Origin of the sequence: Cryobacterium melibiosiphilum (assembly GCF_003602235.1) — a bacterium.
Taxonomy (GTDB): domain Bacteria; phylum Actinomycetota; class Actinomycetes; order Actinomycetales; family Microbacteriaceae; genus Cryobacterium; species Cryobacterium melibiosiphilum.
Genome location: NZ_QZVS01000090.1, coordinates 17,923 through 43,830, shown reverse-complemented (window position 1 = coordinate 43,830; position 25,908 = coordinate 17,923). Strand labels below are relative to the sequence as shown.

The 25,908-nt window shown below is 67.9% G+C and carries 27 protein-coding genes; 17 read left to right on the top strand and 10 right to left on the bottom strand.

Annotated elements, in window-relative coordinates:
* Position 1: 1 nt before the first annotated feature.
* From D6T64_RS14905 to D6T64_RS14880, 6 genes are read left to right on the top strand one after another with little or no spacing between them, the layout of a single operon-like run.
* Positions 2–2,143, top strand: a complete 2,142-nt coding sequence (locus D6T64_RS14905; protein WP_119975471.1) for an acetyl/propionyl/methylcrotonyl-CoA carboxylase subunit alpha — start codon at positions 2–4, stop codon at positions 2,141–2,143.
* A complete protein-coding gene (locus D6T64_RS14900) occupies positions 2,140–3,321 on the top strand; it encodes an acyl-CoA dehydrogenase family protein (RefSeq protein ID WP_119975470.1) in 1,182 nt (393 codons plus the stop codon). The genes D6T64_RS14905 and D6T64_RS14900 overlap by 4 nt, the downstream gene beginning before the upstream one ends.
* Positions 3,322–3,369: 48 nt before the next feature.
* A complete protein-coding gene (locus D6T64_RS14895) occupies positions 3,370–4,140 on the top strand; it encodes a CoA transferase subunit A (RefSeq protein ID WP_119975469.1) in 771 nt (256 codons plus the stop codon).
* The gene (locus tag D6T64_RS14890; RefSeq protein WP_119975468.1) at positions 4,137–4,790 is read left to right on the top strand and encodes a CoA transferase subunit B; all 654 of its coding nucleotides are present in this window, start codon (positions 4,137–4,139) and stop codon (positions 4,788–4,790) included. The genes D6T64_RS14895 and D6T64_RS14890 overlap by 4 nt, the downstream gene beginning before the upstream one ends.
* A complete protein-coding gene (locus D6T64_RS14885; RefSeq protein ID WP_119975467.1) occupies positions 4,787–5,317 on the top strand; it encodes a MaoC family dehydratase in 531 nt (176 codons plus the stop codon). The genes D6T64_RS14890 and D6T64_RS14885 overlap by 4 nt, the downstream gene beginning before the upstream one ends.
* Positions 5,307–6,107, top strand: coding sequence for an HpcH/HpaI aldolase/citrate lyase family protein (locus tag D6T64_RS14880; RefSeq protein ID WP_119975466.1), 801 nt, complete (start codon positions 5,307–5,309; stop codon positions 6,105–6,107). The genes D6T64_RS14885 and D6T64_RS14880 overlap by 11 nt, the downstream gene beginning before the upstream one ends.
* Positions 6,108–6,133: 26 nt before the next feature.
* Here the strand turns inward: D6T64_RS14880 and D6T64_RS14875 are convergent, their stop codons facing one another.
* Complete coding sequence (locus D6T64_RS14875; RefSeq protein ID WP_119975465.1) at positions 6,134–6,640, bottom strand: glutathione peroxidase; 507 nt, start codon at positions 6,638–6,640, stop codon at positions 6,134–6,136.
* A gap of 157 nt (positions 6,641–6,797) precedes the next feature.
* Here D6T64_RS14875 and D6T64_RS22690 point away from each other — a divergent pair, with 157 nt between their 5' ends.
* From D6T64_RS22690 to phnE, 5 genes are all read left to right on the top strand, one after another.
* The gene (locus D6T64_RS22690) at positions 6,798–6,971 is read left to right on the top strand and encodes a hypothetical protein (RefSeq protein WP_158594897.1); all 174 of its coding nucleotides are present in this window, start codon (positions 6,798–6,800) and stop codon (positions 6,969–6,971) included.
* A gap of 347 nt (positions 6,972–7,318) precedes the next feature.
* Positions 7,319–9,007 (top strand): ribonuclease J, encoded by a 1,689-nt coding sequence (locus D6T64_RS14870; protein WP_119975464.1) that lies wholly within the window; start codon positions 7,319–7,321, stop codon positions 9,005–9,007.
* A gap of 543 nt (positions 9,008–9,550) precedes the next feature.
* The gene (locus D6T64_RS14865) at positions 9,551–10,471 is read left to right on the top strand and encodes a PhnD/SsuA/transferrin family substrate-binding protein (protein ID WP_119975463.1); all 921 of its coding nucleotides are present in this window, start codon (positions 9,551–9,553) and stop codon (positions 10,469–10,471) included.
* Entirely contained in the window at positions 10,468–11,292 is an 825-nt protein-coding gene (phnC, locus tag D6T64_RS14860; RefSeq protein ID WP_199719177.1) for a phosphonate ABC transporter ATP-binding protein, read from the top strand. The genes D6T64_RS14865 and phnC overlap by 4 nt, the downstream gene beginning before the upstream one ends.
* A complete protein-coding gene (phnE, locus tag D6T64_RS14855) occupies positions 11,289–12,137 on the top strand; it encodes a phosphonate ABC transporter, permease protein PhnE (protein WP_119975462.1) in 849 nt (282 codons plus the stop codon). The genes phnC and phnE overlap by 4 nt, the downstream gene beginning before the upstream one ends.
* A 61-nt stretch (positions 12,138–12,198) precedes the next feature.
* Here phnE and D6T64_RS14850 read toward each other — a convergent pair whose 3' ends face one another.
* The 3 genes from D6T64_RS14850 to D6T64_RS14840 form a co-directional block, all read right to left on the bottom strand.
* On the bottom strand, positions 12,199–13,698 hold the full coding sequence (locus tag D6T64_RS14850; RefSeq protein WP_233551212.1) for an alanine/glycine:cation symporter family protein: 1,500 nt from the start codon (positions 13,696–13,698) through the stop codon (positions 12,199–12,201).
* A complete protein-coding gene (locus tag D6T64_RS14845) occupies positions 13,695–14,075 on the bottom strand; it encodes a universal stress protein (protein WP_233551210.1) in 381 nt (126 codons plus the stop codon). The genes D6T64_RS14850 and D6T64_RS14845 overlap by 4 nt, the downstream gene beginning before the upstream one ends.
* Positions 14,076–14,239: 164 nt before the next feature.
* Entirely contained in the window at positions 14,240–15,850 is a 1,611-nt protein-coding gene (locus D6T64_RS14840; RefSeq protein WP_119975460.1) for a peptide chain release factor 3, read from the bottom strand.
* A gap of 187 nt (positions 15,851–16,037) precedes the next feature.
* On the opposite strand from D6T64_RS14840, the gene D6T64_RS14835 reads away from it, so the two are divergent.
* On the top strand, positions 16,038–17,027 hold the full coding sequence (locus D6T64_RS14835) for an aldo/keto reductase (protein ID WP_119975459.1): 990 nt from the start codon (positions 16,038–16,040) through the stop codon (positions 17,025–17,027).
* Between the two features lie 49 nt (positions 17,028–17,076).
* Here the strand turns inward: D6T64_RS14835 and D6T64_RS14830 are convergent, their stop codons facing one another.
* A complete protein-coding gene (locus D6T64_RS14830; RefSeq protein ID WP_119975458.1) occupies positions 17,077–17,760 on the bottom strand; it encodes a TetR/AcrR family transcriptional regulator in 684 nt (227 codons plus the stop codon).
* 192 nt (positions 17,761–17,952) lie between these two features.
* On the opposite strand from D6T64_RS14830, the gene D6T64_RS14825 reads away from it, so the two are divergent.
* Positions 17,953–19,308, top strand: a complete 1,356-nt coding sequence (locus D6T64_RS14825) for a M16 family metallopeptidase (protein ID WP_119975552.1) — start codon at positions 17,953–17,955, stop codon at positions 19,306–19,308.
* A gap of 81 nt (positions 19,309–19,389) precedes the next feature.
* Positions 19,390–19,992 carry a histidine phosphatase family protein gene (locus D6T64_RS14820; RefSeq protein ID WP_119975457.1) on the top strand — a complete coding sequence of 201 codons (603 nt, stop codon included), beginning with the start codon at positions 19,390–19,392 and terminating at the stop codon, positions 19,990–19,992.
* Positions 19,993–20,006: 14 nt separating this feature from the next.
* Here D6T64_RS14820 and D6T64_RS14815 read toward each other — a convergent pair whose 3' ends face one another.
* Positions 20,007–20,525 carry a GNAT family N-acetyltransferase gene (locus tag D6T64_RS14815; protein ID WP_119975456.1) on the bottom strand — a complete coding sequence of 173 codons (519 nt, stop codon included), beginning with the start codon at positions 20,523–20,525 and terminating at the stop codon, positions 20,007–20,009.
* 74 nt (positions 20,526–20,599) lie between these two features.
* On the opposite strand from D6T64_RS14815, the gene dapB reads away from it, so the two are divergent.
* The 3 genes from dapB (at position 20,600) to D6T64_RS14800 (ending at position 23,189) form a co-directional block, all read left to right on the top strand.
* A complete protein-coding gene (gene dapB, locus D6T64_RS14810; protein WP_119975455.1) occupies positions 20,600–21,388 on the top strand; it encodes a 4-hydroxy-tetrahydrodipicolinate reductase in 789 nt (262 codons plus the stop codon).
* Complete coding sequence (locus D6T64_RS14805; RefSeq protein ID WP_119975454.1) at positions 21,385–21,828, top strand: hypothetical protein; 444 nt, start codon at positions 21,385–21,387, stop codon at positions 21,826–21,828. The genes dapB and D6T64_RS14805 overlap by 4 nt, the downstream gene beginning before the upstream one ends.
* A gap of 377 nt (positions 21,829–22,205) precedes the next feature.
* Positions 22,206–23,189 carry a type IV toxin-antitoxin system AbiEi family antitoxin domain-containing protein gene (locus tag D6T64_RS14800; protein WP_119975453.1) on the top strand — a complete coding sequence of 328 codons (984 nt, stop codon included), beginning with the start codon at positions 22,206–22,208 and terminating at the stop codon, positions 23,187–23,189.
* Between the two features lie 213 nt (positions 23,190–23,402).
* On the opposite strand, the gene D6T64_RS14795 is transcribed toward D6T64_RS14800, so the two are convergent.
* The 4 genes from D6T64_RS14795 to D6T64_RS14780 form a co-directional block, all read right to left on the bottom strand.
* Positions 23,403–24,308, bottom strand: a complete 906-nt coding sequence (locus tag D6T64_RS14795) for a TIGR01777 family oxidoreductase (RefSeq protein WP_119975452.1) — start codon at positions 24,306–24,308, stop codon at positions 23,403–23,405.
* Positions 24,309–24,320: 12 nt separating this feature from the next.
* On the bottom strand, positions 24,321–24,746 hold the full coding sequence (locus tag D6T64_RS14790; protein WP_119975451.1) for an OsmC family peroxiredoxin: 426 nt from the start codon (positions 24,744–24,746) through the stop codon (positions 24,321–24,323).
* Positions 24,747–24,841: 95 nt separating this feature from the next.
* Complete coding sequence (locus tag D6T64_RS14785; protein WP_119975450.1) at positions 24,842–25,342, bottom strand: DUF4395 domain-containing protein; 501 nt, start codon at positions 25,340–25,342, stop codon at positions 24,842–24,844.
* Complete coding sequence (locus D6T64_RS14780; RefSeq protein ID WP_119975449.1) at positions 25,326–25,808, bottom strand: TlpA family protein disulfide reductase; 483 nt, start codon at positions 25,806–25,808, stop codon at positions 25,326–25,328. Before D6T64_RS14780 ends, D6T64_RS14785 begins: the two co-directional genes overlap by 17 nt.
* Positions 25,809–25,908 lie beyond the last annotated feature (100 nt).

Below are 25,908 nucleotides of genomic sequence, written 5' to 3'. Positions count from 1 at the left end.
CATGACCGACACGTCACCCCAGCCGCGCCCGTTCCGCACCGTGCTCGTCGCCAACCGCGGCGAGATCGCCTGCCGCATCCTGCGCACGCTGCGTGCGAGCGGCATCCGCTCGGTCGCGGTGTACAGCGACGCCGATCGTGGTGCCCGGCACGTGCAGCTGGCGGATGTCGCGGTGCGCCTCGCCCCGCGGGCCGCCGGCGCCGCGACCGGTGCGGCGACCGATGCCGGAGGCTACCTCAGCATGGCGGCGATCCTCGCCGCCGCGGCCCAGACCGGCGCCGAGGCAATCCACCCCGGCTACGGCTTTCTCAGCGAAAACCGCGGCTTCGCCGAGGCCTGTGCCGACGCCGGTGTCGTCTTCATCGGCCCGAGCGTGCACGCGCTCACCGTGATGGGCGACAAGATCCGCTCCAAGAACCACGTCGCCACGTTCGGGGTGCCGGTCATTCCCGGGGTCTCCGAGCCCGGCCTCAGCGACGACGAGCTGATCACCGCGGCGACGGATGTCGGCTACCCGCTGCTGATCAAACCCTCGGCCGGCGGCGGCGGCAAGGGCATGCAGGTTGTCGACGAGCCCGCCGAGCTGGCCGACGCGCTGGCGACCGCCCGGCGGGTGGCGCTCGCCGCATTCGGCGACGACACTCTGCTGCTTGAACGTTTGGTACCCACTCCGCGGCACATCGAGGTGCAGATCCTCGCCGACAGCCACGGCCACGTCATCCACCTCGGCGAGCGCGAGTGCTCCCTGCAGCGCCGCCACCAGAAGGTCATCGAGGAGGCTCCCTCCCCGCTGCTGACCGCCGAGGTGCGCGCGCGCATCGGCGAGGCGGCCTGCGCCGCCGCTCGCAGCGTGGACTACAGCGGCGCCGGAACCGTCGAATTCCTGGTCTCGAACGCGGCGCCCGATCAGTTCTTCTTCATGGAGATGAACACCCGGCTGCAGGTCGAACACCCCGTCACCGAACTCGTCACCGGCGTGGACCTCGTCGACTGGCAGCTGCGCGTCGCCGCGGGAGAGCACCTCACCCTGGCCCAGGCCGACGTGACCCTCACCGGGCACGCGATCGAGGCTCGGGTCTACGCCGAGAACCCCGGCCGAGGGTTTCTGCCGAGCGAAGGCACCGTGCGGGCCCTGATCGAACCCGCCGGGCCCGGCATCCGGGTCGACAGCAGCCTCGCGCCGGGCCTCGTGATCGGTTCCCACTACGACCCAATGCTCGCCAAGGTCGTGGCGTGGGGCGCCGACCGGGCCGAAGCCCTCGCCCGCCTCGACCGGGCACTCGCCGACACCGTCGTGCTCGGGGTGCAGACCAACGTCGAGTACCTGCGGCTGTTGCTCGCCGAGCCCGAGGTCCAGGCCGGCCGGCTCGACACCGGACTGATCGAACGCTCGCTTCCGGGCATGCGGTTTCGCACCGTCGATGAACCGCTGCTCGCGGCGGCCGCCCTCGTTCTGCATGCCCGCGCCCGGGCTGAAGCACCGGCAAGGGGCGCGGGTCCGTGGGCGGCAGCCAACGGCTGGCGGCTCGGCCCAGACCGGCCCACGCAATACTCGCTCGCCACGAGCGCGACCGACACGACCCTGGTGAGCATTCTGGGGGAGCCGGGAGGGGCATCCGTCGGCGCGTGCGTCGTTCGCATCGGTGACGGACCCGCCGTCGAGGCGAGCCTCACGCCCGTCGCCGGGTGCCCAAACGCCGTCAGCGTCGAGTATCGCGGCATCACCCGGGTCGTCGACGTCGTCGTTGTGCCCCAGCCAGGCGGCGACGTGATTCTGCACCTGGGGGAGGCGGGCGTCACGATCACCCTCGTGCAGCGTTCCCGCGCCCGGCAGCTCGCCGACGAGCTCGACCGGCGCACCCGCCCGGCGGGGCAGGTGAGCCCCGACGTACGCTCGCCGATGCCGGGCACGGTCGTCGCCGTGCACGTCGCGACCGGCGATCGGGTCGAGGCCGGGCAGCTGCTGCTGACCGTCGAGGCCATGAAAATGGAGCACAAACTGACCGCGACCACCGCCGGCATCGTGCGCATCACCCTGCAGGCCGGGGGTCTGGTCACCCTCGACCAAGTCGTCGCGAGCATCGAACCAGAACCAGAACCAGAACCTGACCCCGCCCGCACCGTCAAAGGAGACCCCGAATGAGCTACGAGCTCACCGCATTCCAGAAGAACATCGTCGCCACCGTCGGCGACTTCGCCGACACCGTCGTCGCGCCGGCCGCCTACGAATACGACACCAAGCGCAGCCTGCCCTACGGAATCATCGCGCAGATGGGCGAGCTGGGCCTGTTCGGGCTGCCGTTCCCGGTGGACTACGGCGGCCAGGGCAGCGACTACTTCTCGCTGTGCCTCGCCGTGGAGCAGCTCGCCCGCGCCGACCAGAGCATCGCCGTCACCCTCGAGGCCGGCGTCGGGCTCGGTATCATGCCCGTGTTCCGCAGCGGCACCGAGGCCCAGAAACAGGAGTGGGTGCCGAGGCTCGCGAGCGGCCAGGCCCTCTCGGCGTTCGGACTCACCGAAGCGGATGCCGGCTCCGACGCCGCCGGCACCAAGACCACCGCGGTGCTCGAGCAGGGCGGTAGCGCGGGGAGTGAGTGGGTCATCAACGGCACCAAGCAGTTCATCACCAACTCCGGCACCGACATCACCCGCCTCATCACCGTCACCGCGGTCACGGGGGAATCCACCCGCGCCGACGGCAGCATCAAGAAAGAACTCTCCGCGATCCTGGTGCCGACCCCGGCGCCCGGGTTCACGGTACTGCCCGCCTACGACAAGGTCGGCTGGCACACTTCCGACACGCATCCGCTGCGCTTGACGAACGTGCGCGTGCCGGAGGCGAACCTGCTCGGCGAGCGCGGCCGGGGCTTCGCCAACTTCGTGCAGACCCTCGACGAGGGCCGGATCGCCTTCGCCGCCCTCTGCACCGGGGCCGCGCAGGGCTGCCTCGAGGAATCGATCCGCTACGCGAAGAGCCGCAACGTGTTCGGCCGGTCCATCGGTTCGAACCAGCACATCGCCTTCAAGATCGCACGGATGCAGGCGCGCGTGCACACCGCACGCCTCGCCTACTACGACGCGGCCCTGAAAATGATCAACGGACACCCCTTCAAAATGGAGGCGTCGATCGCCAAAATGGTCAGCAGTGAAGCGGCGATGGACAACGCCCGCGACGCGACCCAGATCTTCGGCGGCTACGGTTTCATGAACGAAAACCCCGTCGCCCGGCACTATCGTGATTCCAAGGTGTTGGAACTGGGTGAGGGCACCACCGAGGTGCAGCTCATGGTCATTTCCCGGGCGCTCGGCTTCGCCGCCTAGGCCGCACCTGCACCGCACCACCTGCTTCAGCGTAGATCAGGAGTTTTCATGATTGACAAGGTCGTCCACAGCGCCGCGGAGGCGGTCAGGGACATCCCGGATGGGGCATCCGTCGCCGTCGGCGGTTTCGGGCTGTGCGGCATTCCCGAGGCGCTGATCGAGGCCGTCTACGCGCAGGGCACCTCGAACATCGAGACCATCAGCAACAATTGCGGGGTCGACGGCTGGGGACTCGGGCGGCTGCTCGCCGACCACCGCATCCGGCGCACGATCAGCTCGTACGTCGGGGAAAACAAGGAGTTCGCCCGCCAGTACCTCGCCGGTGAGCTCGAAGTCGAACTGACGCCGCAGGGCACCCTCGCCGAGAAACTGCGGGCCGGCGGCGCCGGCATTCCCGCGTTCTTCACCCCGGCCGGGGTCGGCACCTGGGTCAGCGAGGGCGGCCTGCCGCAGCGCTACCACCCCGACGGTACCGTCGCCGTGGCGAGCCAGCCGAAGGAGGTGCGCCGCTTCGACGGCGCCGACTACGTGATGGAACGTTCCCTCGCCCCCGATTTCGCCCTCGTGCACGCCGCCAGGGGAGACCGCTACGGCAACCTCGTCTTCCACGCCGCCGCCGGCAACTTCAACGCGCTCGCCGCGATGGCCGGCCGGGTGACCATCGCCCAGGTGGAGGAACTCGTCGAGCCGGGCGAACTCGACCCCGAACGCATCCACACCCCCGGCATCTTCGTGCAGCGGGTCGTGGTGGTCGGCGCGATCGAAAAACGCATCGAGAAGCGCACGGTCACCGAGTCCGGTACGGGAGGCAAGCGATGAGCCTCTCGCGCACCGAACTCGCCGCCCGTGTCGCCCGCGAGCTCGAAAACGGCCAGTACGTCAACCTCGGCATCGGCATGCCGACGCTGATTCCCAATTACATCGCCGACGACATCGAGGTGGTGTTGCACTCCGAGAACGGCATCCTCGGGGTGGGGCCGTATCCGAGCGACGCGAACGTCGACCCGGACCTGATCAATGCCGGCAAGGAGACCGTCACCGTCAACCTCGGGGCGTCCTTCTTCGACTCCGCCGCCTCCTTCGGCATGGTGCGCGGCGGCCACGTCGACGTCGCCGTGCTCGGCGCCATGGAGGTGTCCGCGACCGGCGACCTCGCCAACTGGATGGTGCCCGGCAAGATGGTCAAGGGCATGGGCGGGGCCATGGACCTCGTCTTCGGTGCGAAAAAGCTGATCGTGATGATGGAACACACGGATCGGGCCGGAAATCCGAAGATCGTGCAGCGGTGTAGCCTGCCGCTCACCGGCCGGGCTTGCGTGAACCGCATCATCACCGACCTCGCCGTGATCGACGTGACCCCCGACGGCCTCGTGCTGCGGGAGCTGGCTCCGGGCGTGTCGCTCGACGAGGTGGTCGCGGCGACAGCGGCCGCGCTCATCGTGGACCTGGTCGAAACGACCGGGTCATGACGGACTCGGTCCCGGCTCGCCGCACCGTGGTGCAGCGCGGGCTCTTCTACGAGGAGTTCGACCTCGAGGTGCTCTACCAGCACCGGCCGGGGCGCACGGTGACCGAGGCCGACAACGTGCTCTTCACGACGCTGACCATGAACACCCAGGGCCTGCACCTCGACGCGGCCTGGTCGGCGACGCAGCCGTTCGGGCAGCGCCTGGTCAACTCGATGTTCACGCTGTCCACCCTGGTCGGCAGCTCGGTCGCGCAACTGACGCAGGGCACGCTCGTGGCAAACCTCGGTTTCGGCAGCGTCGGCTTCCCGCATCCACTCTTTCACGGGGACACGCTCTACTCCGAGACGATCGTGACCGGTAAACGGCTCTCGAACAGTCGACCGGGGCAGGGCATCGTCGACCTCACCCACACCGGCCGCAACCAGAACGGAGACGTCGTCGCGACCGCCACGCGCACGGCGCTGGTCTGGTGCCGAGACTCCCACGACGCGACTTCCCCGACGAGAGGACACCCGCATGAGCTTTGACCTGGGCCCCGCCCTGCTGTTCTGCCCGGCCGACCGGCCCGAGCGCTACGCCAAGGCTTCTGAGCGAGCGGATGCCGTGATCATCGACCTCGAGGACGCCGTCGCCCCACTCCAGCGGCCGGCGGCGCGAGCGGCCCTGGTGGCGCATCCGCTCGACCCGGAAACGACCATCGTGCGCGTGAACCCGGTCGGCACACCGGACTTCGCCCTCGACCTCGCGGCGATCAAGCAGACCGGCTACCGGCAGGTGATGATGGCGAAGGCCGAAAGCCCCACGCAGCTGCACGCCCTCGCCGGCTACGACGTGATTGCCCTCTGTGAAACGGCCACCGGCATCCTCGCGGCACCGCAGCTCGCGGCGGTGCCGCATGTCGTGGCTCTGATGTGGGGCGCCGAAGACCTCATCGCCTCACTGGGCGGCAGCTCCAGCCGGTTTCCCGACGGCAGCTACCGGGCCGTGGCCCGCCACGCCCGCTCCCAGGTACTCCTCGCCGCCGGGGCATACGGCAAGGCGGCGATCGACAGCGTCTTCCTCGCCCTGCCCGACCTGTCGGGGCTGAGCCTCGAAGCTGAAGACGCCGTGGCGAGCGGGTTCCGGGCCACCGCGTGCATTCACCCGAGCCAGGTCGCCGTCATTCGGGAGGCGTACCGGCCGACCGCGGCCGAGATCGCCTACGCCTGGGCCATCCTCGAAGCCGCGACCGGCGAACACGGCGTGTTCCAGTACCAGGGCCGCATGATCGACGACCCGCTGCTGCGCCACGCCGAGGCGGTGCTGCGCCGCGCCTGACCGCGTTCCGCAACCCCGCCGAGAGCTTAGGCGGCCTGATCCGCGGCGAGCACCTTTTCGATCGCGGCGACGATCGTCGGTGACTCCGGCTCGACGTTGCTGGCGAACCGATCGACGATTTCGCCGGAGGGCGTCACGAGGAACTTCTCAAAATTCCACTTGACGAGTCCGGGCAGAATGCCGGTCTTGAACTTGGTGAGCTGCGCGAAGAGCGGGTGCTGGTCCTTGCCGCGCACGTCGATCTTCTCGGTCATCGGAAAGCTCACGCCGTAGTTCATCTGGCAGAACTCCGCGATGTCCGTCTCGGTGCCGGGCTCCTGGCCCATGAACTGGTTGCTCGGCATGCCCAGAATGACGAGGCCGTCGGTCGCGTACTTCTTATACAGCGCCTCGAGGCCCGCGTACTGCGGGGTGAAGCCGCACTTCGAGGCGGTGTTCACCACCAATACGGTCTTGCCGCGGTATGCGCCGAATGTCGTCTCGGTGCCGTCGATGAGGGTCAGGGGAATCTCGTAGAGAGAGGAAGCGTCCATAACGCGATGGTATGCCCGTGATCAGAACGGATGCTGCGCGCTGGCTGGGTACCGCCTCCGAACCGTGCCCGTGGCTGGCGCGGCACGAAGTTGTCTTGTATTGTTAAAGACAACCTGCGCAGCGTTGCGTACCAAATCGCAACATGCAAGGAGCATCATGAGTTCATACGTCACCGCCCCCGCCCACCACGACGACCCGGCCGTCGGCTACGTTACCGTCGCCCGCCGTCGTTCGGTCGCTCCGACCGGCTACGTCAGCCACGTGAAGCGCGACCGGGCAGCCCGCGGCTACGCCGTGAGTGACCGGACGCAGTCCGCGCACCGCGCCTAAGCACCGATCCGCCAGTACAATCGCGCCCCGATCGGGCGTCGCACGACCCGGGAGGGCACCTCAGTGAGGTGCCCTCCCTCTTTTGTTCATTATTCAGGTGTGACATCCACCCGTTAGACTGGGCTGCAAGCAGCACCGGCACGCCCCACTTGACACGTGCGGCAGGCCACCCCCGAGTCTGAAGCGGGCATCCGCGTCGAAGCGCAGGCGTTTTCACGCGCTCTTCCACGCCACCCCCCGCAGCGCCACCCGTTCAGCTCCTCCACAAATTTGCATCACCCCGGACCCTTCATTACCCCGGACCTGCATTACCGCAGACAGATACGCCACACAACGAAATGAGCTTCATGAGCAACCTCCACCAGTTGGATATTTCCACGCCTCCCGCACTGCCCAAGCGGGGCCTGCGCATCATCCCGCTCGGCGGACTGGGCGACATCGGTCGCAACATGACCGTCTTCGAGCACAAGGGCAAGCTGCTCATCGTCGACTGTGGCGTGCTCTTCCCGGAGGACAACCAGCCCGGCATCAACGTGATCCTGCCCGACTTCACGATTCTGCGCGACCGCCTGCAGGACATTGAAGCGATCGTGCTGACCCACGGCCACGAAGACCACATCGGCGCCGTCCCGTACCTGCTCAAGGAACGCGGCGACATCCCCGTCATCGGCGCCAAGCTGACCCTCGCGTTCCTCGCTGCAAAGCTGCAGGAGCACCGCCTCAGCCAGAACTTCATCGAGGTGAAAGAGGGCGAGCGTCGCACCGTCGGCGTGTTCGACCTGGAATTCATCGCCGTGAACCACTCGATCCCCGACGGGCTGGCCATCGGCATCCGCACCGAAGCGGGCCTCGTGCTCGCGACCGGTGACTTCAAGATGGACCAGTTTCCCCTCGACAAGCGCCTCACCGACCTGGGGGCCTTCGCCCGCCTGGCCGAAGAGGGCGTCGACCTGTTCATGACGGACTCGACCAACGCCGAGGTTCCCGGCTTCACCACCGCCGAGAAGGACATCGGGCCGGCCATCGACACCGTGTTCCGCACCTCCCCGCGTCGCATCATCGTGTCGAGCTTCGCCAGCCACGTGCACCGCATCCAGCAGGTCATCGACGCCGCTGTCAAGCACAACCGCAAGGTGGCCTTCGTCGGCCGCTCCATGGTGCGCAACATGGGCATCGCCACCGAACTCGGCTACCTGAACGTGCCCAAGGGCCTGATCGTGGACATGAAGGCGCTCGAGCGCATGAAGGACGACAAGGTCGTTCTCATCTGCACCGGTTCGCAGGGCGAGCCGATGGCGGCCCTCTCGCGCATGGCCAACCGTGAGCACATCATCAAGATCGGCGAGGGCGACACCGTGCTGCTCGCGAGCTCGCTGATCCCCGGCAATGAGAACTCGATCTACCGGGTCATCAACGGCCTCACCCGCTGGGGCGCCAACGTCGTGCACAAGGGCAACGCCAAGGTGCACGTCTCCGGCCACGCCAGCGCCGGCGAGCTCGTCTACTGCTACAACATCGTCAAGCCCAATAACGTCATGCCGATCCACGGTGAATGGCGCCACCTCAAGGCCAACGCGGAACTCGCCGTGCAGACCGGCGTCGAGGAGAAGCAGGTGCTCGTCGTCGAAGACGGCGTCGTCGTCGACCTCGTCGACGGTGTCGCCAAGATCACCGGCCGCGTCGTGGCGGACTACGTGTTCGTCGACGGCATGACCGTCGGTGGGGCCTCGGGTGAAGCAATGGAAGATCGTCGCAAGCTCGCCGAAGACGGCACCATCACGATCCTCGGAATCCTGAACGCCAAGACCGGCGCCCTCACCGAACCCGTCGAATTCCTCGCCCGTGGCTTCGTGCACGACGACGAGTGGATCCGCGGAGCCGCCAAGGTCATCGACGACGCCATGCGCGCCGCCAACAAGGTCAAGATCGTCGACGGTGAAGAACTCGAAGAGCTCTTCACCCAGTCGGTCAGCCGTTGGATGCAGCGCAAGTACCGCCGCAGCCCGCTGATCACCTCCGTGGTCGTCGACGCGTAACAGTCGTCGCCGAGCGCCGCTCGCTCACCGGAAATACCCGAACCGTTCACACGGTTCGGGTATTTTTGCATTCGGCGTCGTTCTCCGCGGCCTCACACGTGACCTTTGGCCCTGTTAGGCGCCAGGGCGGGTAGGCCATCCTGAGGAGTAGACGAGGTCGTTCTATCAAATTGGGGTGGTTGTTTTGACGTTCACGTGTCCGTATTGCCGGTCGCAGGCCCGACTGAGCCCGAACCCGGCGCATGCCGAGCGGAGCTCGCAGCCTGTTTATGTTCTCAAGTGCACCGGGTGTGACCACACCTCGGTGCGTCCCGACTTCACGCACGACTAACTCACCGTCAGCAGCTGGCTCACCGCCAGCATTGTTACTGTTTAACACACTAGGGATTTACACGCTATTTAGGTGCTGTCCACCTTCTGGGGGATAGCTGCTCATCTCGCCCTGTGAACGTTGGAATATCTGCCCGGACGCCGAAAGCCGCCCGGGCCTTTCCATATGTGCAGCTTCACGTAAGTTGCGTTCACAGAGTGAGGCCCCATCACATGCGTGTCAGCAAGACCAGAACCCTGCCCGCCCTCTTCGTCGTCGGTGCCCTCGCGCTGACCGGGTGCGCGTCCACGGCCACGGGTGCATCAGACACCAACCCGACGGCCACCGGCTCCGAAGCCTGCCCCGACACCCTCCGTTTCAGCGACACGGGCGTCGAAGGGCTCGAAACGCTCGTGGTCGAGTTCGAGAACTTCCGACTCGCCTTCGAAGAAGCCACCGGCAAGGACATCGAGTTCTATCCGATTTCCAGCCGCACCGCGGCATCCACTGCCCTCGAATTCGACGAGATCGACCTGCTGTTGACGGGACCGGCAGAATATGTCGTCCTCAAACAGGAAGCGGATGCCCTCCCGGTCGTGGGAATCACCCGTCCCGGCTACCGGTCGATCATCGTCGCGCGCGCCGACTCCGACGTCGATGAGCTGTCCGACCTCGAAAACAAGACCGTCATCACCAAAGAGGTCGGGTCGACTTCCGGCCACCTCGGCCCGCTCGAGATGCTCGCCGACGCCGGCCTCGTCGCCGGGGAAACCGTCGACGTCGTGCCCCTCGGCGCGACCCGCATCGAGGCCTTCGGCGCCGGCGAGGGTGATGCCCTTGGAACCGGCCTGAGCGACTTCGAGGAAATCGAGGCCGAACTCGGCAAGGGCTCGATCAAGATGGTGGCCGAAGGCCCCGACCTGCCCAACGACCTGTTCGTGGCGCGCAGCGCCCTCGGTGAGAACTGCGCCACCTGGCTCCAGCAGACCCTGACCGAGAACCAGCAGGTACTGCTCGACGCGATCACCTCGACCGGCGAAAGCGACAAGTACCTTGAATCCGAGTTCCTGGTGGCCGAAGACGCGGACTACGACCCGACCAGATCCGCCTTCGTCGCCGCCGGCTTCGAGGACTTCGCGCAGCTTCCCGAGTGAACCGGGTCACCAGCGCGACCCACTCGACCCGCGCCCTCGACACCGCCGCCGGCGGCATGATCGGCGTGCGTGGGCTCGCCCACCGGTATCCGGACGGCACCCAGGCGCTCGACGGCATCGACCTTGCCGTGGCCACCGGCGAAGCCGTGGTGCTTCTCGGCCACAACGCCTCCGGAAAGTCCACCCTGCTCAAGGCACTCACCCGACTGATCGAACCGACCGCGGGCGCGATCACCCTGGACGGCACGGATGTGATCGCGGCGGGCCCCCGGGAGCTGCGCGACGTACGCCGCCGCGTGGGCACCGTGTTCCAATCCATCAACCTCGTCGACCAGGTCAGCGTGCTGTCCAACGTGATTCACGGCTCGCTCGGACGCCAGTCGAGCCCGCGCAACTGGTTCGCCTGGATGGCCGCCACCGACACTCGGGACGAGGCGATGGAATGCCTGGAGCGCGTGGGATTGGCTCCCTTCGCCGCGCGGCGTGCAGACCAGCTCTCCGGCGGACAGCGCCAGCGGGTGGCGATCGCCCGGGTGCTCATGCAGCGCTCCCGCATCGTGCTCGCCGACGAACCGGTCGCTGCCCTTGACCCGCGCGCGGGCCGAGAAGTCATGGACCTGCTCTGGCGGATCGTCACCGAAGAAAAGCTCACCCTGGTCTGCTCGCTGCACCAGCTTGAGCTGGCCGAAAGCTACGGCGACCGGGTCGTCGCGCTGAAAAATGGTCGGCTGCTGCTCGACGGCCGCATCGGGGACCTGTCCCGCGACGACCTGGCGGCGCTCTATACAGTGGATGTCGCCCCGGCCGGGGACACCCGATGAGTCGCCTCGACACCCGGCCCATGCCGGCCCCGTCCGCGGGCGGCCCGCGCAGCCCGAGCCGGTTCACCAGGCCCGGCTGGGGCGCCCTCATCACGGTTCTGGTGCTCGGCGGCATGGCCGTGCACGGCGTCTCCCGGCTCGACCTGAGTCCGGAGCGGCTGCTGAACGCGCCGGCGCGCACCTGGGACTTTCTGTCGCGCGGTTTTCCGCCGGCGACCGACCGCATCCCCAACCTTGCCGAAGCCATGCTCGAAACCATCGAGATGGCCATCATCGGCACGGCGCTCGGCGTGCTCTTCAGCCTGCCGATCGCCCTGCTCGCGGCACGCAACACCACGCCGCACAGCTGGGTGCATGTGGCGGCGAAGTCGTTGCTCACGGTCATGCGGTCGGTGCCCGACCTGGTCTGGGCGATGGTTTTCGTCGTCTCGGTCGGGCTCGGTCCGATCGCGGGAATCCTGACGATCATGGTCGACACGATCGGGTTCGCGGGGCGGTTCTTCGCCGAACGCATCGAAGAACTCGACCGGGGTCCCATCGACGCGCTGCGGTCCACCGGGGCAACCCGGCTCTCGGTGATGGCGTGCGCGGTGATCCCGACGGCGTTCCCGTCCTTCACCGGCACCAGCCTCTACTGCCTGGAGAAATCGGTGCGCGGGGCCGCCGTACTCGGCCTGGTCGGGGCCGGCGGTATCGGGGTGGAGCTGAACGTGGCCTTCCAACTGCGCCAGTTCGACACGGCTATGACGATCATCATCATGATCCTCGTCGTGGTGCTCCTCGCCGAGCGCCTCAGCGGCGTGGCGCGCAAGCGGATGCTCGACGGCGGTGCATCCGTTCGCTGATCACCACTGACCGCGACGACAGGCCCGGACGCTGACGCGTTCGGGCCTGTCGTCAGTGCGATTACTGGTCGACCATGGCGTGCTCGCCGGAGCGCACCTTTGCGCGGTACCCGAAGATCTCCTTCTTGATGATGCGGGCCATGAGGTAGAGGCCGATCACGTTGGGGATGGCCATGGCGAAGATCATGGCGTCTGAGAACGCGATGACGGGGCCGAGCGAGAGGGAGGCTCCGATCACCGTGAAGAAGCAGAACACGATCTTGAAGCCGAGCTCGGCGCGCGGGCTGTCCTTGAACAGGTAGCCGGTGGCTTTCATGCCGTAGTACGACCACGAGATCATGGTCGAGAAGGCGAAGAGGATCACCGCGACGGCGAGCAATATGGGGAACCACGGCGCGACGGTGGCGAAGGCGGCCGACGTGGTCTCGACGCCCGCCGCGCTCGACGTGTCGCGCCAGGTGCCCGTGATGACGATCGCGAGGGCTGTCATCGTGCAGATCACGACGGTATCGATGAAGGGCTCGAGCAGGGACACAAAGCCCTCGGTTGCCGGTTCGTTGGTCTTGACGGCCGAGTGGGCGATCGATGCGCTGCCGACGCCGGCCTCATTTGAGAAGGCGGCGCGCTGGAACCCCTGGATGAGCACGCCGATGACACCGCCGGCGATGCCCTCGGGGTTGAACGCTCCGGTGAAAATCTGGCCGATCGCATCCGGAATCGCCGTGAAGTTGGTGAAGATCACGGCGAGGCAGCCGAGGACGTAGAGCACGGCCATGAAGGGCACGACCTTCTCGGTGACCTTGGCGATCGACTTGATGCCGCCGATGATCACCACTGCCACGCCGAGGGCGAAGACGAGGCCGATCACGAAGCGCCACTGGCCGAGGGGACCGTCTTCGCCGCCCGTCACGTTGATGATCTGGCTGGTGGCCTGGTTGGCTTGGAACATATTGCCGCCACCGAGGGCGCCGCCGATGCAGAACAGCGCGAACATCACGGCCAGCACCCGCCCGAGGCGGCGTTTGCCAATGGATGCGAGGCCGTCGCGCAGGTAGTACATCGGACCGCCCGACACCGATCCGTCGGGCCGTTCCACCCGGTACTTCACGCCCAGGGTGCACTCGGCCATTTTGGTGCTCATGCTGAGGAAGCCGACCATGATCATCCAGAACGTGGCGCCGGGACCGCCGATCGAGACGGCGACGGCGACACCGGCGATGTTGCCGAGCCCGACCGTGCCCGAGATGGCGGTGGCCAGGGCCTGGAAGTGCGAGACTTCGCCAGCGTCGCTGGGCTGGGAGTACTTGCCGCGCACGAGGTCGACCGCGTGTTTGACGCCGGTCACGTTCTGGAACTTCAGGTAGACAGTGAAGAACAGCGCCGCCGCGACCAGCCAGACGACGATGACCGGAAACTCGATGTAACTGATGGACTCGGGATTACCGATCTTCACGGAGTAGAAAATGATGCCGCTGATGAAGTCGGCGACCGGCGTCATGGCGTTGCTGATGGCCTCGTCGACGGACACGGCCGGCAGCCGGGTCAGGCTCGGCGCGCTCACGGGACCACCGTCACGGGGGTCTTGGCGATCTGGATGAGCCTGACCGGGGTACTGCCGAAGAGGGCCTGCTTGAGGCGGGAATCACCGGTGCGACCCACCACGATATGGGCGCCGCCCAGGTGCGCTGCGATCGAGACGAGCAGCTCGGCCGGGCTCCCGTGCACGACGCTCGTGGTGGGCGTGACCGAGAATTCGGCCGTGACGGCGACGGCCGGAAGAATGATCTGTTCCTCGGCGGTCGCGATCTCCTGGTGTTTGCTCACGCCGCGCTGATCGTTTTCGGCCGGGGAGGTGAACGAATAGGGCGACCAGGGGATCACGTGAACGATGTGCAGCGTGGCGCCGGATTCGCTCGCGAGCTGGGCTGCGAAGGCCACCGCTCGGCGACTGGACGCACTTCGGTCAATTCCCACTAGCAATGACGACACTGTTGTTGCTCCTCGTTTGTGTGGCCGGTTGCCCGGGACACGCGTGTGGGGGTCAACCCTATGTCGAGGAAGCCAGTGCGCCCAATCGGGGCCGGCCAGCCTGTGCCCTGGCCTTAGGTATAGGCGGGGTCGACGGATGTCGCCAGATCGAGCAGCACCAGGTCCGGGTTCTCGCGTACGAGCGCGGCCAGGCGCCACGGCGTGCTGAACAGGGCCAGCAGGGTGCCATCGGTGCGGGTCAGCACCTCGACCTGGCGCGCCCGATTGAGCAGCTCCGCGCTGTCCCGGTCGGTGCGACGGGCCACCTGATACGGCAGCTCCTCGAAGCGGATCGCGGCATTGAAGTCGTGGGTCATGCGCTCTTCGACGACCTCGAACTGCATCGGGCCGACCGCGCCGAGCACAGGGGCCTGGTCTCCGCGCAGCTCGGAGCGCATCACCTGGATGACACCCTCATGGTCGAGCTGGTCGATGCCGCGCCGAAACTGCTTGTGCTTGCTGGTGTCTTTGGGGCGAACCACCCGAAAGTGCTCGGGGGAGAACAGCGGCATCGGCGGGAATTCCACCGGGTCCTCGTCGTACAGCGAGTCGCCCACGCGCAGCGCTGCTGCGTTGACGAGGCCCACGATGTCTCCGGGCCAGGCTTGGTCGACGACGGTGCGTTCGCGGCCGAAGAGCTGCTGGGCGTACTTCGTGGCGAACGGGCGGCCTGTGGTCGAGTGGGTGACGACCATGCCGCGATGGAAGACACCGGAGCACACTCGCACGAAAGCGACATGGTCGCGGTGGTTGGCGTTCATACCGGACTGCACCTTGAAGACAAAACCCGAGAACGACGAGGTCACCGGGCGGGGGGCGCCGACGACATCGAGGCGGGCCTCGGCGGAGGGCGCGAATTCGACGAGGGTGTCAAGAAGCTGCTGCACACCGAAGTTCAGCACGGCGGCGCAGAACAACACCGGTGTCGTCTGGCCGTCGAGGAACAGGGCCTCATCATGGTCCTGGTGTTCGGCGTGCAGCAGATCGGATTCTTCGGCGGCCACACTCCATGCGTCGCCCTGCTCGACGGCGGCTTCCGCGGCCGTCACGCGTTCCTCGGGTGCCGCGGTCGTGTTCGAGGTGCGCACAAAACGCACGAAGTCCTCTTCGCGGCGGTCGAGCACGCCGCGCAGGTCGCCGGCGATACCCACCGGCCACGTCAGGGGAGTGGGCAGCAGTCCGGTGCGGTCCTTGATCTCGTCCATCAGGTCGAGAGCGGTGGCGCCGGGCCGGTCCCACTTGTTGATCACCGTGATGACCGGCAGTCCCCGCTGTTTGCAGACCTCGAACAGCTTCATGGTTTGGGGTTCGAGGCCCTTGCTGGCGTCGACGAGCATCACGGCCGCGTCGACCGCCGACAGCACCCGAAAGGTGTCCTCGGAGAAGTCGGCGTGGCCGGGAGTGTCCACGAGGTTGATGACGGCGTCGTGGTACTCGAACTGGATTGCGGCGCTCGTCACCGAGATTCCGCGGGCCTGCTCCATCGCCATCCAGTCCGACACGGTGCCGCGGCGCCCGGCTTTGCCATGGGTCGCGCCGGCAGTGGTGATCGCCCGGGCGTGCAGCAGCAAGGCCTCGGTCAGGGTTGACTTTCCGGCGTCGGGATGGGAAATCACGGCGAAGGTGCGCCGCCGGCGAGCCTCCAGGGGCACGTTCTTGTCTGAGGCATCTCCGAGAAGGGTCATGGGTCCGTTTCCTGCGAGGTGTGGGCAGGAAGGGCGTTCCATCGGCCGCAGCGACCAGGTCGCTCACGTTCGCGCGTCCTCCAGTCTAACCGACCGCTGACCCATCGCGGTCAGGGCTGCTCGGGAGCGGGGCTTTTTAGGGGGGCACCTGAATGCGGCTAGTCTCAAAGTCGGACCATGAGAACGGATGCCCCGATTGACCGCCCTCCACAGCAGCGCAGCAGGCCACGGCCATTCTGCTCTGCGGGTGGCCGGCTCGCGCCTGCGGCGGGCGATCGCCGGCACGGATTTGTCGGTGTATCCCCTCGCGCTGGGCACCAGCGCGTTCGGCTGGACCACGAGTGAAACGACGAGCGCGACCATCCTCGACCGCTATCGGGCGCGCGGTGGAAACTTTCTCGACACGGCCGACAACTATTCCTCCGGGCGCAGCGAACTGCTGATCGGCCGGTGGCTGCGCAGCCGAGGCGATCGCGCCGACACGGTGATCGCGACGAAAATCGGGCGGGGACGCGATTATCCGGGACTCTCCGCGACGAGCATCATTGGTGCCGTCGAGGCATCCCTCGCCCGGCTCGGCGTCGACTACATCGACCTGCTGTACTTTCACCTCGACGACCCCACGGTGGAGCTCGCGGAAAGCCTCGGCGCCGTCGACGCCCTCGTGCGTGCCGGGCAGGTTCGTTACCTGGCCGTCTCCGGATTCTCGCCGAGTCGGCTGGGCCAGGCGCGACGACTCTCCGACGCCGGCCTGCCGCTGATCGTCGCGATCGGGGCGGAATACAACCTCGTCGCACGCTCAACGTTCGAGTCCTCCGACGCCGTGGCGGCGGCGGCCCTGCAGCTGTCGGTTTTGCCGCGCTTCGCCTTGGCTCACGGATTTCTGGCGGGCGGCTTTCGCTCACGCAGCGACCTGCCGCAGGACTCACGGGGTGCCCTCGTGGCTCCGTACCTGCGTCGCCGGGAACTGCGGGTGCTCGCGACGGTCGACCGCATCGCGGCGACCCACGGGGTGCCGCCGGCAACGATTTCCCTGGCCTGGCTGTTGAGCCGGCCGGGAGTCGTCGCCCCGACGGTCGGAGTGACGCATGCCGAGCACGTGAAGGACCTCATGTCGGCCGCGACGGTCACGCTCAGCCCCGGTGAGCTGCGTGAACTGGATCATATCTCAGCCTGAAACCCGGGCCCGGTGTGGCAGGGGGCACACCGGGAGCCCGGGCCGGGGTTCAGTCGGTCGTCTCGTCGAGCACGCGCTGGATCGCCCGCAGCAACGCGGTGTGTGCGGCGATGGGGTCACCCAGGTTGGCGCCAGCAAAGGCTCCGTCGCGGGCGAGGAAGAAATCGTCGGCGGCGTCGCCGGGGCGAGCATGGCCCATGCCGCGAAAGAGGTCCTCGACGGCTCCGCCGTACCAGTCACGATGGGCGGTCACGGCGACGCGCACCGGATGCATCGGGTCGGTGAACTGCGCCGCCGCGTTGATGAACGGGCAGCCGTGGAAGCCGGCGCGCACGACCTGGTTGGAGATCTCCGTGACGATCGCCCGCAGGCGCTTCTCGGGAGTGTCGTAGCGGGCGTCAAGACCGGTCACGAAGTCACGGGCGGCCTTGTCGCGGGCCTGCACGTAGACCACGATGAGGGCATCTTTTGACCGGTAGTACTTGTAGAACGTGGCTTTGGTGACCTTCGCCTCGCGGATGATGCGGTCAACACCGACCGTGTGCACACCTTCGCGATAGAAGAGTTCGTCGGCGGTGGCGAGGATCCGCACGCGGGCGTGGGTCGCCGGGGTCGCGGTTCCGGCGGGGGCTCCGCTGGCGGCCGTCGCGGCAGCGCCGACCTGCTGTCGGACCGGCTGGGCGCCGGGGACATACGACGTGGGCCGGATGGCCGTTTCTGTCAACTCGGACATCCGGTCAACTCCTCTTCGGGCTCGAATGGTGCGTGTGTCTGTCGGTGAGGTCGATCTCGCTGATTCGATGGGCAACCGAGTTCGACAGCCAGACTGTAGCACAGACCTAGACAGACTCGTCTGTCAGCGTCCACCCCGTTCGGGAATCCGCTCGAATCCGGGTTCATCCGGTGACGTAAGGTGGGTGATGACATGAGCGAAGCAGTGGAGTTCCCCCTGGATCTGGCCGAACTCTCGTTTCGGGCGGCCGGTGATGCGCGGGTGCGTCGCAGTGTGCTTCCGAGCGGGGTGCGCATCCTCAGCGAACAGGTGCCCGGCAGCCGCAGCCTGACCATTGGCTACTGGGTCGCGGTCGGTTCCCGCGACGAACAGCCGGGCCATTACGGTTCCACACACTTTCTCGAACACCTGCTGTTCAAGGGCACCCCGAGCCGCAGCGCGCTCGACATCGCGATCGCCTTCGATGCGGTCGGTGGCGAGCACAACGCCATGACGGGCAAGGAATACACCTGTTATTACGCCAAGGTGCAGGACCGCGACCTGCCGATGGCCGTCGAGGTGCTGACCGACATGCTGACCTCCTCCCTGCTCGACGCCGCTGAATTCGAAACCGAACGCGGGGTGATCCTCGAGGAACTCGCGATGGCCGACGACGACCCGGCCGATGTCGCGAACGAACGATTCTTCGAGGCGGTGCTGGGCAAGCATCCGCTGGGCCGACCGATCGGCGGCAGCCCCGCGATGATCGCGGCCGCCAGCCGTGACGCCGTACTGGAGCACTACCGCGACAATTACCGTCCGCAGGACCTGGTGGTCACCGTCGCCGGAGCCGTGGACCACGACACCCTCGTCGCCGACGTCATCCGCGCGCTGGAACGCGCCGGTTGGGACCTGTCGGTTCCGGCGATGCCGGTCGGTCGCCGCACCGATCACCCCGCGCTGATCACCCAGGGCGAGGCACTCACGATCGTGCGCCGACCGCTCGAGCAGGCCAACCTGCTCATCGGGGTGCCGGGCATTGTCGCCTCTGACGACCGCCGTGTCACGATGAGCGTGCTCAACTCGATCTTCGGCGGGGGCATGTCGTCCCGACTGTTCCAGGAGGTTCGGGAGAAGCGCGGACTGGCCTATTCGGTCTATTCCTTCGCCCCCGGGTACTCCGATGCGGGACTGTTCGGCATGTATGCCGGGTGCACTCCGGCCAAGGCCGGCCAGGTGGCGGAGCTGATGCTCAGCGAGCTGCACCGCCTCGCCGAACACGGCGTGACCGCCGACGAGATGACCCGCGCGGCCGGTCAGTTGTCGGGTGCCTCGGCCCTCGCGCTGGAAGATTCCGACACTCGGATGTCCCGGCTCGGCCGGTCGGAAATCACCCTCGGAGAGTTCTCCGACCTCGACGAAGCCTTGCGGCGTCTGGCCCTGGTCACCGCGGCCGATGTGCAGCAGCTCGCCGCGGACATGGCCTCCGGGCCGATCTCCGTGGTCGCGGTCGGGGCGGTCGACGAGCAAGCGTTCGACACCGTGTTCTCGCGCAGCGCCCGACCGTAGCAGCCCGGCGTCGACCCCGCCCGACCCCGCGCGACCCCACCCCGCCCCACCGGCGAGACCCTCCCCAGCGAAAGGGACAGTGTGCCCCAGTACATCTATCTGGTCCGGCACGGCGAACAGCAGGATGCCGAGCACGGACTGGAAGACGGCCCGCTGTCGCCCCGCGGCATCCGCCAAGCCGGGTACATCGCCGAGCGTCTGAGCGGCGTCCCGTTCACGGGGGCCTGGCACTCGCCCCTGCAGCGCGCCGCCGAGACCGCGTCGATCATGTCGAAACGCCTGCCGTCACTGGTCTGGGAGGCGTCGCCGCTGCTCTTTGACTGCATTCCCTCGGGCCGGGCGCCGGAGACACCGTCCGCCTACGACCCGTTTTTCGGCTCGGTCACCGAAGCGGAGATCGACGCCGGTCGCGCCCAGATGGAGGATGCCGTCGCCGAATTTCTCCAGCCGCGGCGCAGCCAGCGGCATGACCTGCTGATCACCCACAACTTCGTGATCGCCTGGTTCGTGCGCGAGGTGCTCGGTGCCCCCGACTGGCGCTGGGTCGGCATCAACCAGGCGCACTGCGGGCTCACCGTGCTGCAGCAGAAGCCGGGTCGCCCGTGGACCCTGGTGACCCACAACGACCTCGGTCACCTGCCTGTCGAGCTGCGCACCGGGCTGCCCGAACCCCTGATGTTCTGAACCCGCCGGCCCGACTAGGCCAGTTGCTTGGAATACCAGGTGGTCGCGTTGGGATTGTTGTTATACGGCTGGATCTGGGCGTATCCGGCGCTCGCATAGAGGGCGCCGGCGGCCGTGAGGCTCGCGTTCGTGTCGAGCACGACTTCGGTCGCCCCGAAACCGTGCGCCCGCCGTTCGAGCTCGGCCAGCAGGGCGCGGCCCCAGCCCCGACCCCGGGTGCTCGGGTGCAGCCACAGGTGCTTGATCTCGAAGCGTACGGCTCCGGCCGGGGTGTCGTCGAGGCGACGGATGCCCCCGCACCCCACGAAGCCTCCGGCCGCCGGGTCGCCCAGCAACAGAAAGACGCCCGCGGGCGGCACGAACTGTTCGAGCGCGGGGAACGTGGGGCTGTAGCGCCCCTGCTGGGCGGGGAACGTCAGCGCCCGCTCGGCGAAGTAGGCGGCGAGCAGGGAATGGGCTGCGGCATCCGTCACGGGCGTTTCGGTGAATACCGGTGGGGTCGGGTGAGGGTGCTGGGCGCGGGAATCGGGCATGCGCCTAGGCTACGGGCTGGCCGTGGGCGCCGGTACGGACTCCCGCTGGCGGTGGGGCTTGGTAGATTGGGTCTATGACAACACGCGTGGCCGTTATCGGCGCAACGGGCACGATGGGCCGCCTCATCTGCGGGCTGGTGGAACAGGCTGACCACTACGAACTCGTCGCCCGGCTGGGGTCGCAGAGCGAACTCTCCGAGATGCTCGGCGCCGAGATCGCGATCGACGTCACCCGGCCCGGCGTCAGCCAGGGCGTCGTCGACTTCGCCTGCGCGAACGGCCTGCGGGTGCTCGTGGGCACCTCTGGCTGGTCGGAAGACCGCATCGGCAGCCTCAGCCACCGCCTCGCCGGGCGCGACGACACCGGCGTGGTCATCATTCCGAACTTTTCGATCGGCTCTGTGCTCGCGACCGCGTTCGCAACCGCCGCCGCGCGCTTCTATGACTCCATCGAAATCGTCGAGGCGCACCAGGCCGCGAAGGTCGACTCGCCGTCGGGAACCGCGGTGCGCACCGCCGAACTCATCGGCCGTGCGCGCGCTGAACTCGGCCCCGTTTCGGCACCGCATACCGACCAGCGCGCCCGCGGCCAGCAGGTGTCGAGCGTGCCGGTGCACAGTCTTCGCCTCGCCGGCCTGCTCGCCCGGCAAGACGTCTTTCTCGGCGGCCCGGGGGAGACGGTGACGATCAGCCACAACACGCTCTCGGCCCAGGCCTACGAGCGCGGCATCATGCTGGCCCTCGACGCGACCCGCGAGGCCCGCGGCGTGACGGTCGGCCTCGACCAGATCGTCGATCTCGGCTTCGGCACCACCCCGACGCCGGTGGGGGCTTCCGTGACGGGCGCGGGGGCATCCGTATGAAGGCACGCATCGCCGTCATCGTGATGGCTGCCCTGCTGCTGTTCTATCTCGTCGTGATGGCGTCGCGCGCGGTGCTGTTCGTCACGAGCGGCGAAGCGATCGGCGTCGTGATCGGCATCGCCCTCATCGTGCTGCCGATCATCGGCGTCTGGGCGCTGTCCCGCGAGGTCATGTTCGGGTTTCGGTCTGAGCGCCTGATGAAACTTCTCGAGGAGCAGAACGAGCTGCCCCTGCTCGACCTGCCCCGTCGGCCGAGCGGCCGGGTGATCCGCGCGGACGCGGATGCCGCATTCCCGGAATTTCGCGACGCCGCAGAGGCGACCCCTGAGCGCTGGCAGGCCTGGGCGCGCCTCGGCCTCGCCTACGACGCTGCCGGCGACCGCAAGCGGGCCCGCGGCGCGATCCGCACCGCCATCACGCTCGAGCGCCCCGCGAAGTAGCCCGCCGCCCTCCTGACGGCACCGCAGCCCGAAGCCGCGTGGGGCCGGTTCTGCCGTGAGCCTGAACCCGGCTCCGCCCCGCGGCCCTGCGCCTGAAAGCTGCACGTGCTAGTGGCAGGCCACGCGCACGAGCAGCTTTCAGGCGCAGGAGCCTCACGAGGTGCAGGTATCGATCGCACCAGCAGGTTTCCGGCGCGCCACCCGGTGCGGGTTTCGCACGCACGAGCAATTGGCCGGCGCACAACCGGCGCAGAGCCCCGCCTGCCCTGCATCCACCGGTGCCGAGACATCCCCTACGAGCCTCACCATGCAGAAAGCTGTCCACAGATACGCCAAATCCTCCCCAGAGATGGCTGTCCACTGCCACTGTTGCCGGCATGGACCCTCTTGACCTCGCCCGCCAATCCCTGATATTCGCCTGCGACCTGGGGGCGCTCGGGCAGGATGACACCCGCCTCAGCCGTGCCGCCCAACGCGGCATGCTCGTGCGGGTCAAACACGGGGTCTATCTCGACCGGGTGCTGTGGGATCCGCTCGTCAACGCCGATCGACACCGGCTGCTCGCCACCGTCGCCGAGAGGCTGGCCGGGCCCGGTCTGGTCTTTTCCCACCAAACCGCCGCAGCCCTGCTCGGGCTCCCCGTGCTCGGGCGCTGGCCCGACCGGGCCCACGTGCTGAAGGAATGCGCCGACGGTGGCCGGTCGACTACCGTCGTCCTCGCCCACACCGTCGGGCTCAGAGACGTGCCCGTCACCATGATGGGTGCGTTGACCATGACGACTCCGGCGCGCACGGTCGTCGATATCGCCGCGCATGCGGATTTCGAAGTCGCCGTCGTCGTGATGGATGCAGCCCTGCACAGAGACCGCCGCACCCGGCGGCCGCTCACCACCCGCGCCGACGTGAGCGCGTTGATCGAGCTCATGTCCCCGTTCCGCGGGCTTCGGCGAGTTCTCGCGGTTCTGGACGCGAGCACGCCGTTGTCCGAATCCGTGGGGGAATCCCTGTGCCGCATCATCCTTTCCGAGTTGGGCTTGGGCGACCCGGAGTTGCAGGTGGAATTCCGCGATGCGGACGGCCTGATCGGGTTCGCCGATTTCACCTGGCGGCTCGACAGGGTGATCCTGGAGTTCGACGGTCAGACCAAGTACCTGGACGCGCGGTACCGGCACGGGCTTTCCGCCGACCAGATTGTGGTGCTCGAAAAGCTGCGGGAAGATCGGCTGCGGGCGCTGGGATACCGTGTGGTGCGTGCCGTGTGGAAGGACCTCGTCGACCCGGCGCGACTGCTGCGCCTGCTGACGGATGCCGGGCTTGTGCCCGTGAGGACGACCCGCGTCATCCGTCGCGACTGGCTCTGACGCGTTCGCCGGTTTGCGCCCCACCCGCACCAGCGCCCCGGAAACGACAGGGACATCCAGCCTCCGCAAACACGTGCGCCCGAACCGGCACCTGCGTCTGAAAACACGTCGTCCTTGGGTGGTGCGCCGCAAAACTGCTCGTGCGCTTGGCAGGCCACGCGCACGAGCAGTTTTCGGGCGCAGAGGTCTCTCATCGGCGCTTCGAGGGCGGAGTCAGCGCTGGGCGAGCATCCAGCCGACGGCCTCGGTGGACGTCCGATGGGTGAACGTGAAGCCGTCGGCGACGAGCCGCGCCGAACTGACCCGCTGGTCGGCCAGCAGCAGCTCCCGGGCGGCATCCTGCAGCAGCAGTGTCAGGACACGCTCGGGTACCGCGAGCCGGAACGGCCGGTTGAGAGCGGTCGCGAGCGCTCCCATCACGTCGTTCGCCGTTGCCGGGGTGGGCCCGACCAGGTTGACCGGTCCGGTCAGGGTCGACCCCAGCAGGTGCACGATTGCGGCGGCCTCATCGTGCAGGCTGATCCACGGCCAGTGCTGGGTGCCGGCGCCGAGCGGCCCGGCGAGGCCGAGCTTCGTCAGCGGCAGCACGGGCTTCAGCGCCCCGCTGGCAGCGATCACCAGTCCGGTGCGCAGGTTCACGACCCGGGTACCGTCGGGGGCGAGTGCCGCCTCGCGTTCCCAGGCCGTGACGACCTCGGCCAGAAAATCGTGGGCGGGGGCGGAGCCTTCGGTGAGCTCTTCACCGGGACGGTCGCCGTAGATTCCCACGGCGGACCCGTTCAGCAGAATCCCGGGCGGGGTGACTCCGGGTCGTTCGGCCGAGTGGCGGAGGGCATCCGTCAGTGTGCGCGTGGCCTGCACCCGCGAGCGCAGGATCTCTTTGCGGTAGGAGAGGGTCCAGGGCAGCCGGGCGAGCGAGGCGCCCGAGAGGTTGACGATGGCGTCGATGTCATCGAGTACCGCGGGGTCGAGCACGAGGGCCGCGGGGTCCCAGCGAAACTCGTTGCGGCCGAGAGGTTCGCGCCTCACGAGGCGCACGGCCGTGTGGCCGGCCGCTCCGAGCTGGCGGGACAGTTCGGTGCCGATCAGGCCGGAGGCTCCGGCAATCAGAACGCGCATAAAAATACTCGCCTAGGCGAGTTCGGCCTCAATGGTGATGGGGATGCCGGCGAGGGCCTTCGAGATCGGGCAGTTGGCCTTGGCGTCTTCGGCGAACGCCTCGAACTCGGCCTCGGTGATGCCGGGAACACGAGCGCTGACGAGCAGGTGGCTGCCGATGACGCCGGTGCCGGCCGAAAAGGTGACGGCAGCGGTGGTCTGGATGTTCTCGGGGGTGTGGCCCGCGGCGCCGAGGGCGTTGGCGAGGGCCATGGAGAAGCAGGCGGAGTGCGCGGCGCCGAGCAGTTCTTCGGGGTTGGAGGTGTTCGCGACGCCTTCGGCGCGGGCCTTCCAGTTCACGGGGAGTTCAGCGGCGTGTGAGGAATCGAGGCTGACGGTGCCGCTGCCGGTGGGGAGATCGCCGGACCATACGGTGGTGGCTTCGCTGGTGAGTGCCATGGTGTTACCTCCTGTTGTGGAGTTCCACCCTATCCGTCGGGTCTGACTCGGCGAGGACTGTTGTCTGGGAATGGCCTGAATGACCGCTCCACGCCTCAGGCTGCCAGGCCTCGCTTGCCGCGGCCGAGAACGCCGGCGCGCACGAGCAGCAGGTAGATCTGGCACCCCAGGCAGTAGTCGAACGCCGCGTTGAGGAACGCGGCGACGAAGGCCAGTGCGGCCGCGATGCCGACCGCGTATGGCACCCCGGCGAGGCCCAGAATGACGCCGGCCAGGGTCACGGCGAGGCCCACGCTCTGGGCGAACGTGGGCGCGGCGGGGTCTTCAAGATGCGCGGGCGGGGCGAGCCGCGGCCGCACCACACGCTTGAACAGCAACCCGAAGGGGTGTCGGCCGATGCCCGCGAAGGCGCCCCACGCGAAGAGCCCCACGAGGCCGCCGAGCAGCACGAGGGCGGCGACGGATGCCCCGACCAGCGACAAGAACAGCACGGCCAGCAGCAGGGTCGCGGTCAGGGCGGCCCCGAAACGTGGGCCGCGCGGGTCGATCGCTCCGCGCGGGGGGCGTGCCGTGGCCGGGCTACCGGGAAGGGACATTGCGACTCCGAAGGGGTGAGAGGGGAGCGGGCGGACGGGCATCCACCGTCAGCTCGTCGAGCTGCCGGGCGATCTCTGACCGGTGCGGAGCGCCGCCGACGCGGGCGCGCACGCGCCCGGTCCCGTCGAGAATCAGCGTGGTCGGCGTCTGCAGGATGTTGAAGCGCGTCGCCAGGTCGGCGCGGTGGGTGAGGTCGACGTCGACGTGCGTGACGCCGGGGCGGGCATCCGCTGCCTCACCAAGCAGGCGACGGGTGCCCGGGCAGCGAGCGCAGAACTCGGTGGAGAACTGCAGCAGCGTGGCCCGGTCGCCGAAGGCGACGGATGCGTCCACATCCGCTGGGCGGATGACCTCACTGCCACCGGCGGCACGCACCCGGCCCTGCCGGGCACGCCAGACGAGGCCGAGTGCGGTGCTCGCGCCGATCAGGGCCAGTACGAGGGCCGCGGCCGGGAGGGTTTCCATACGACGACGCTACCCCGACATTTCCTCATGAGCGGTGTATGACCCCTGATGACGACGGCCAGCAGTTAGTGTAGGGCGTGCCTGAAATCGAGTTTCGATC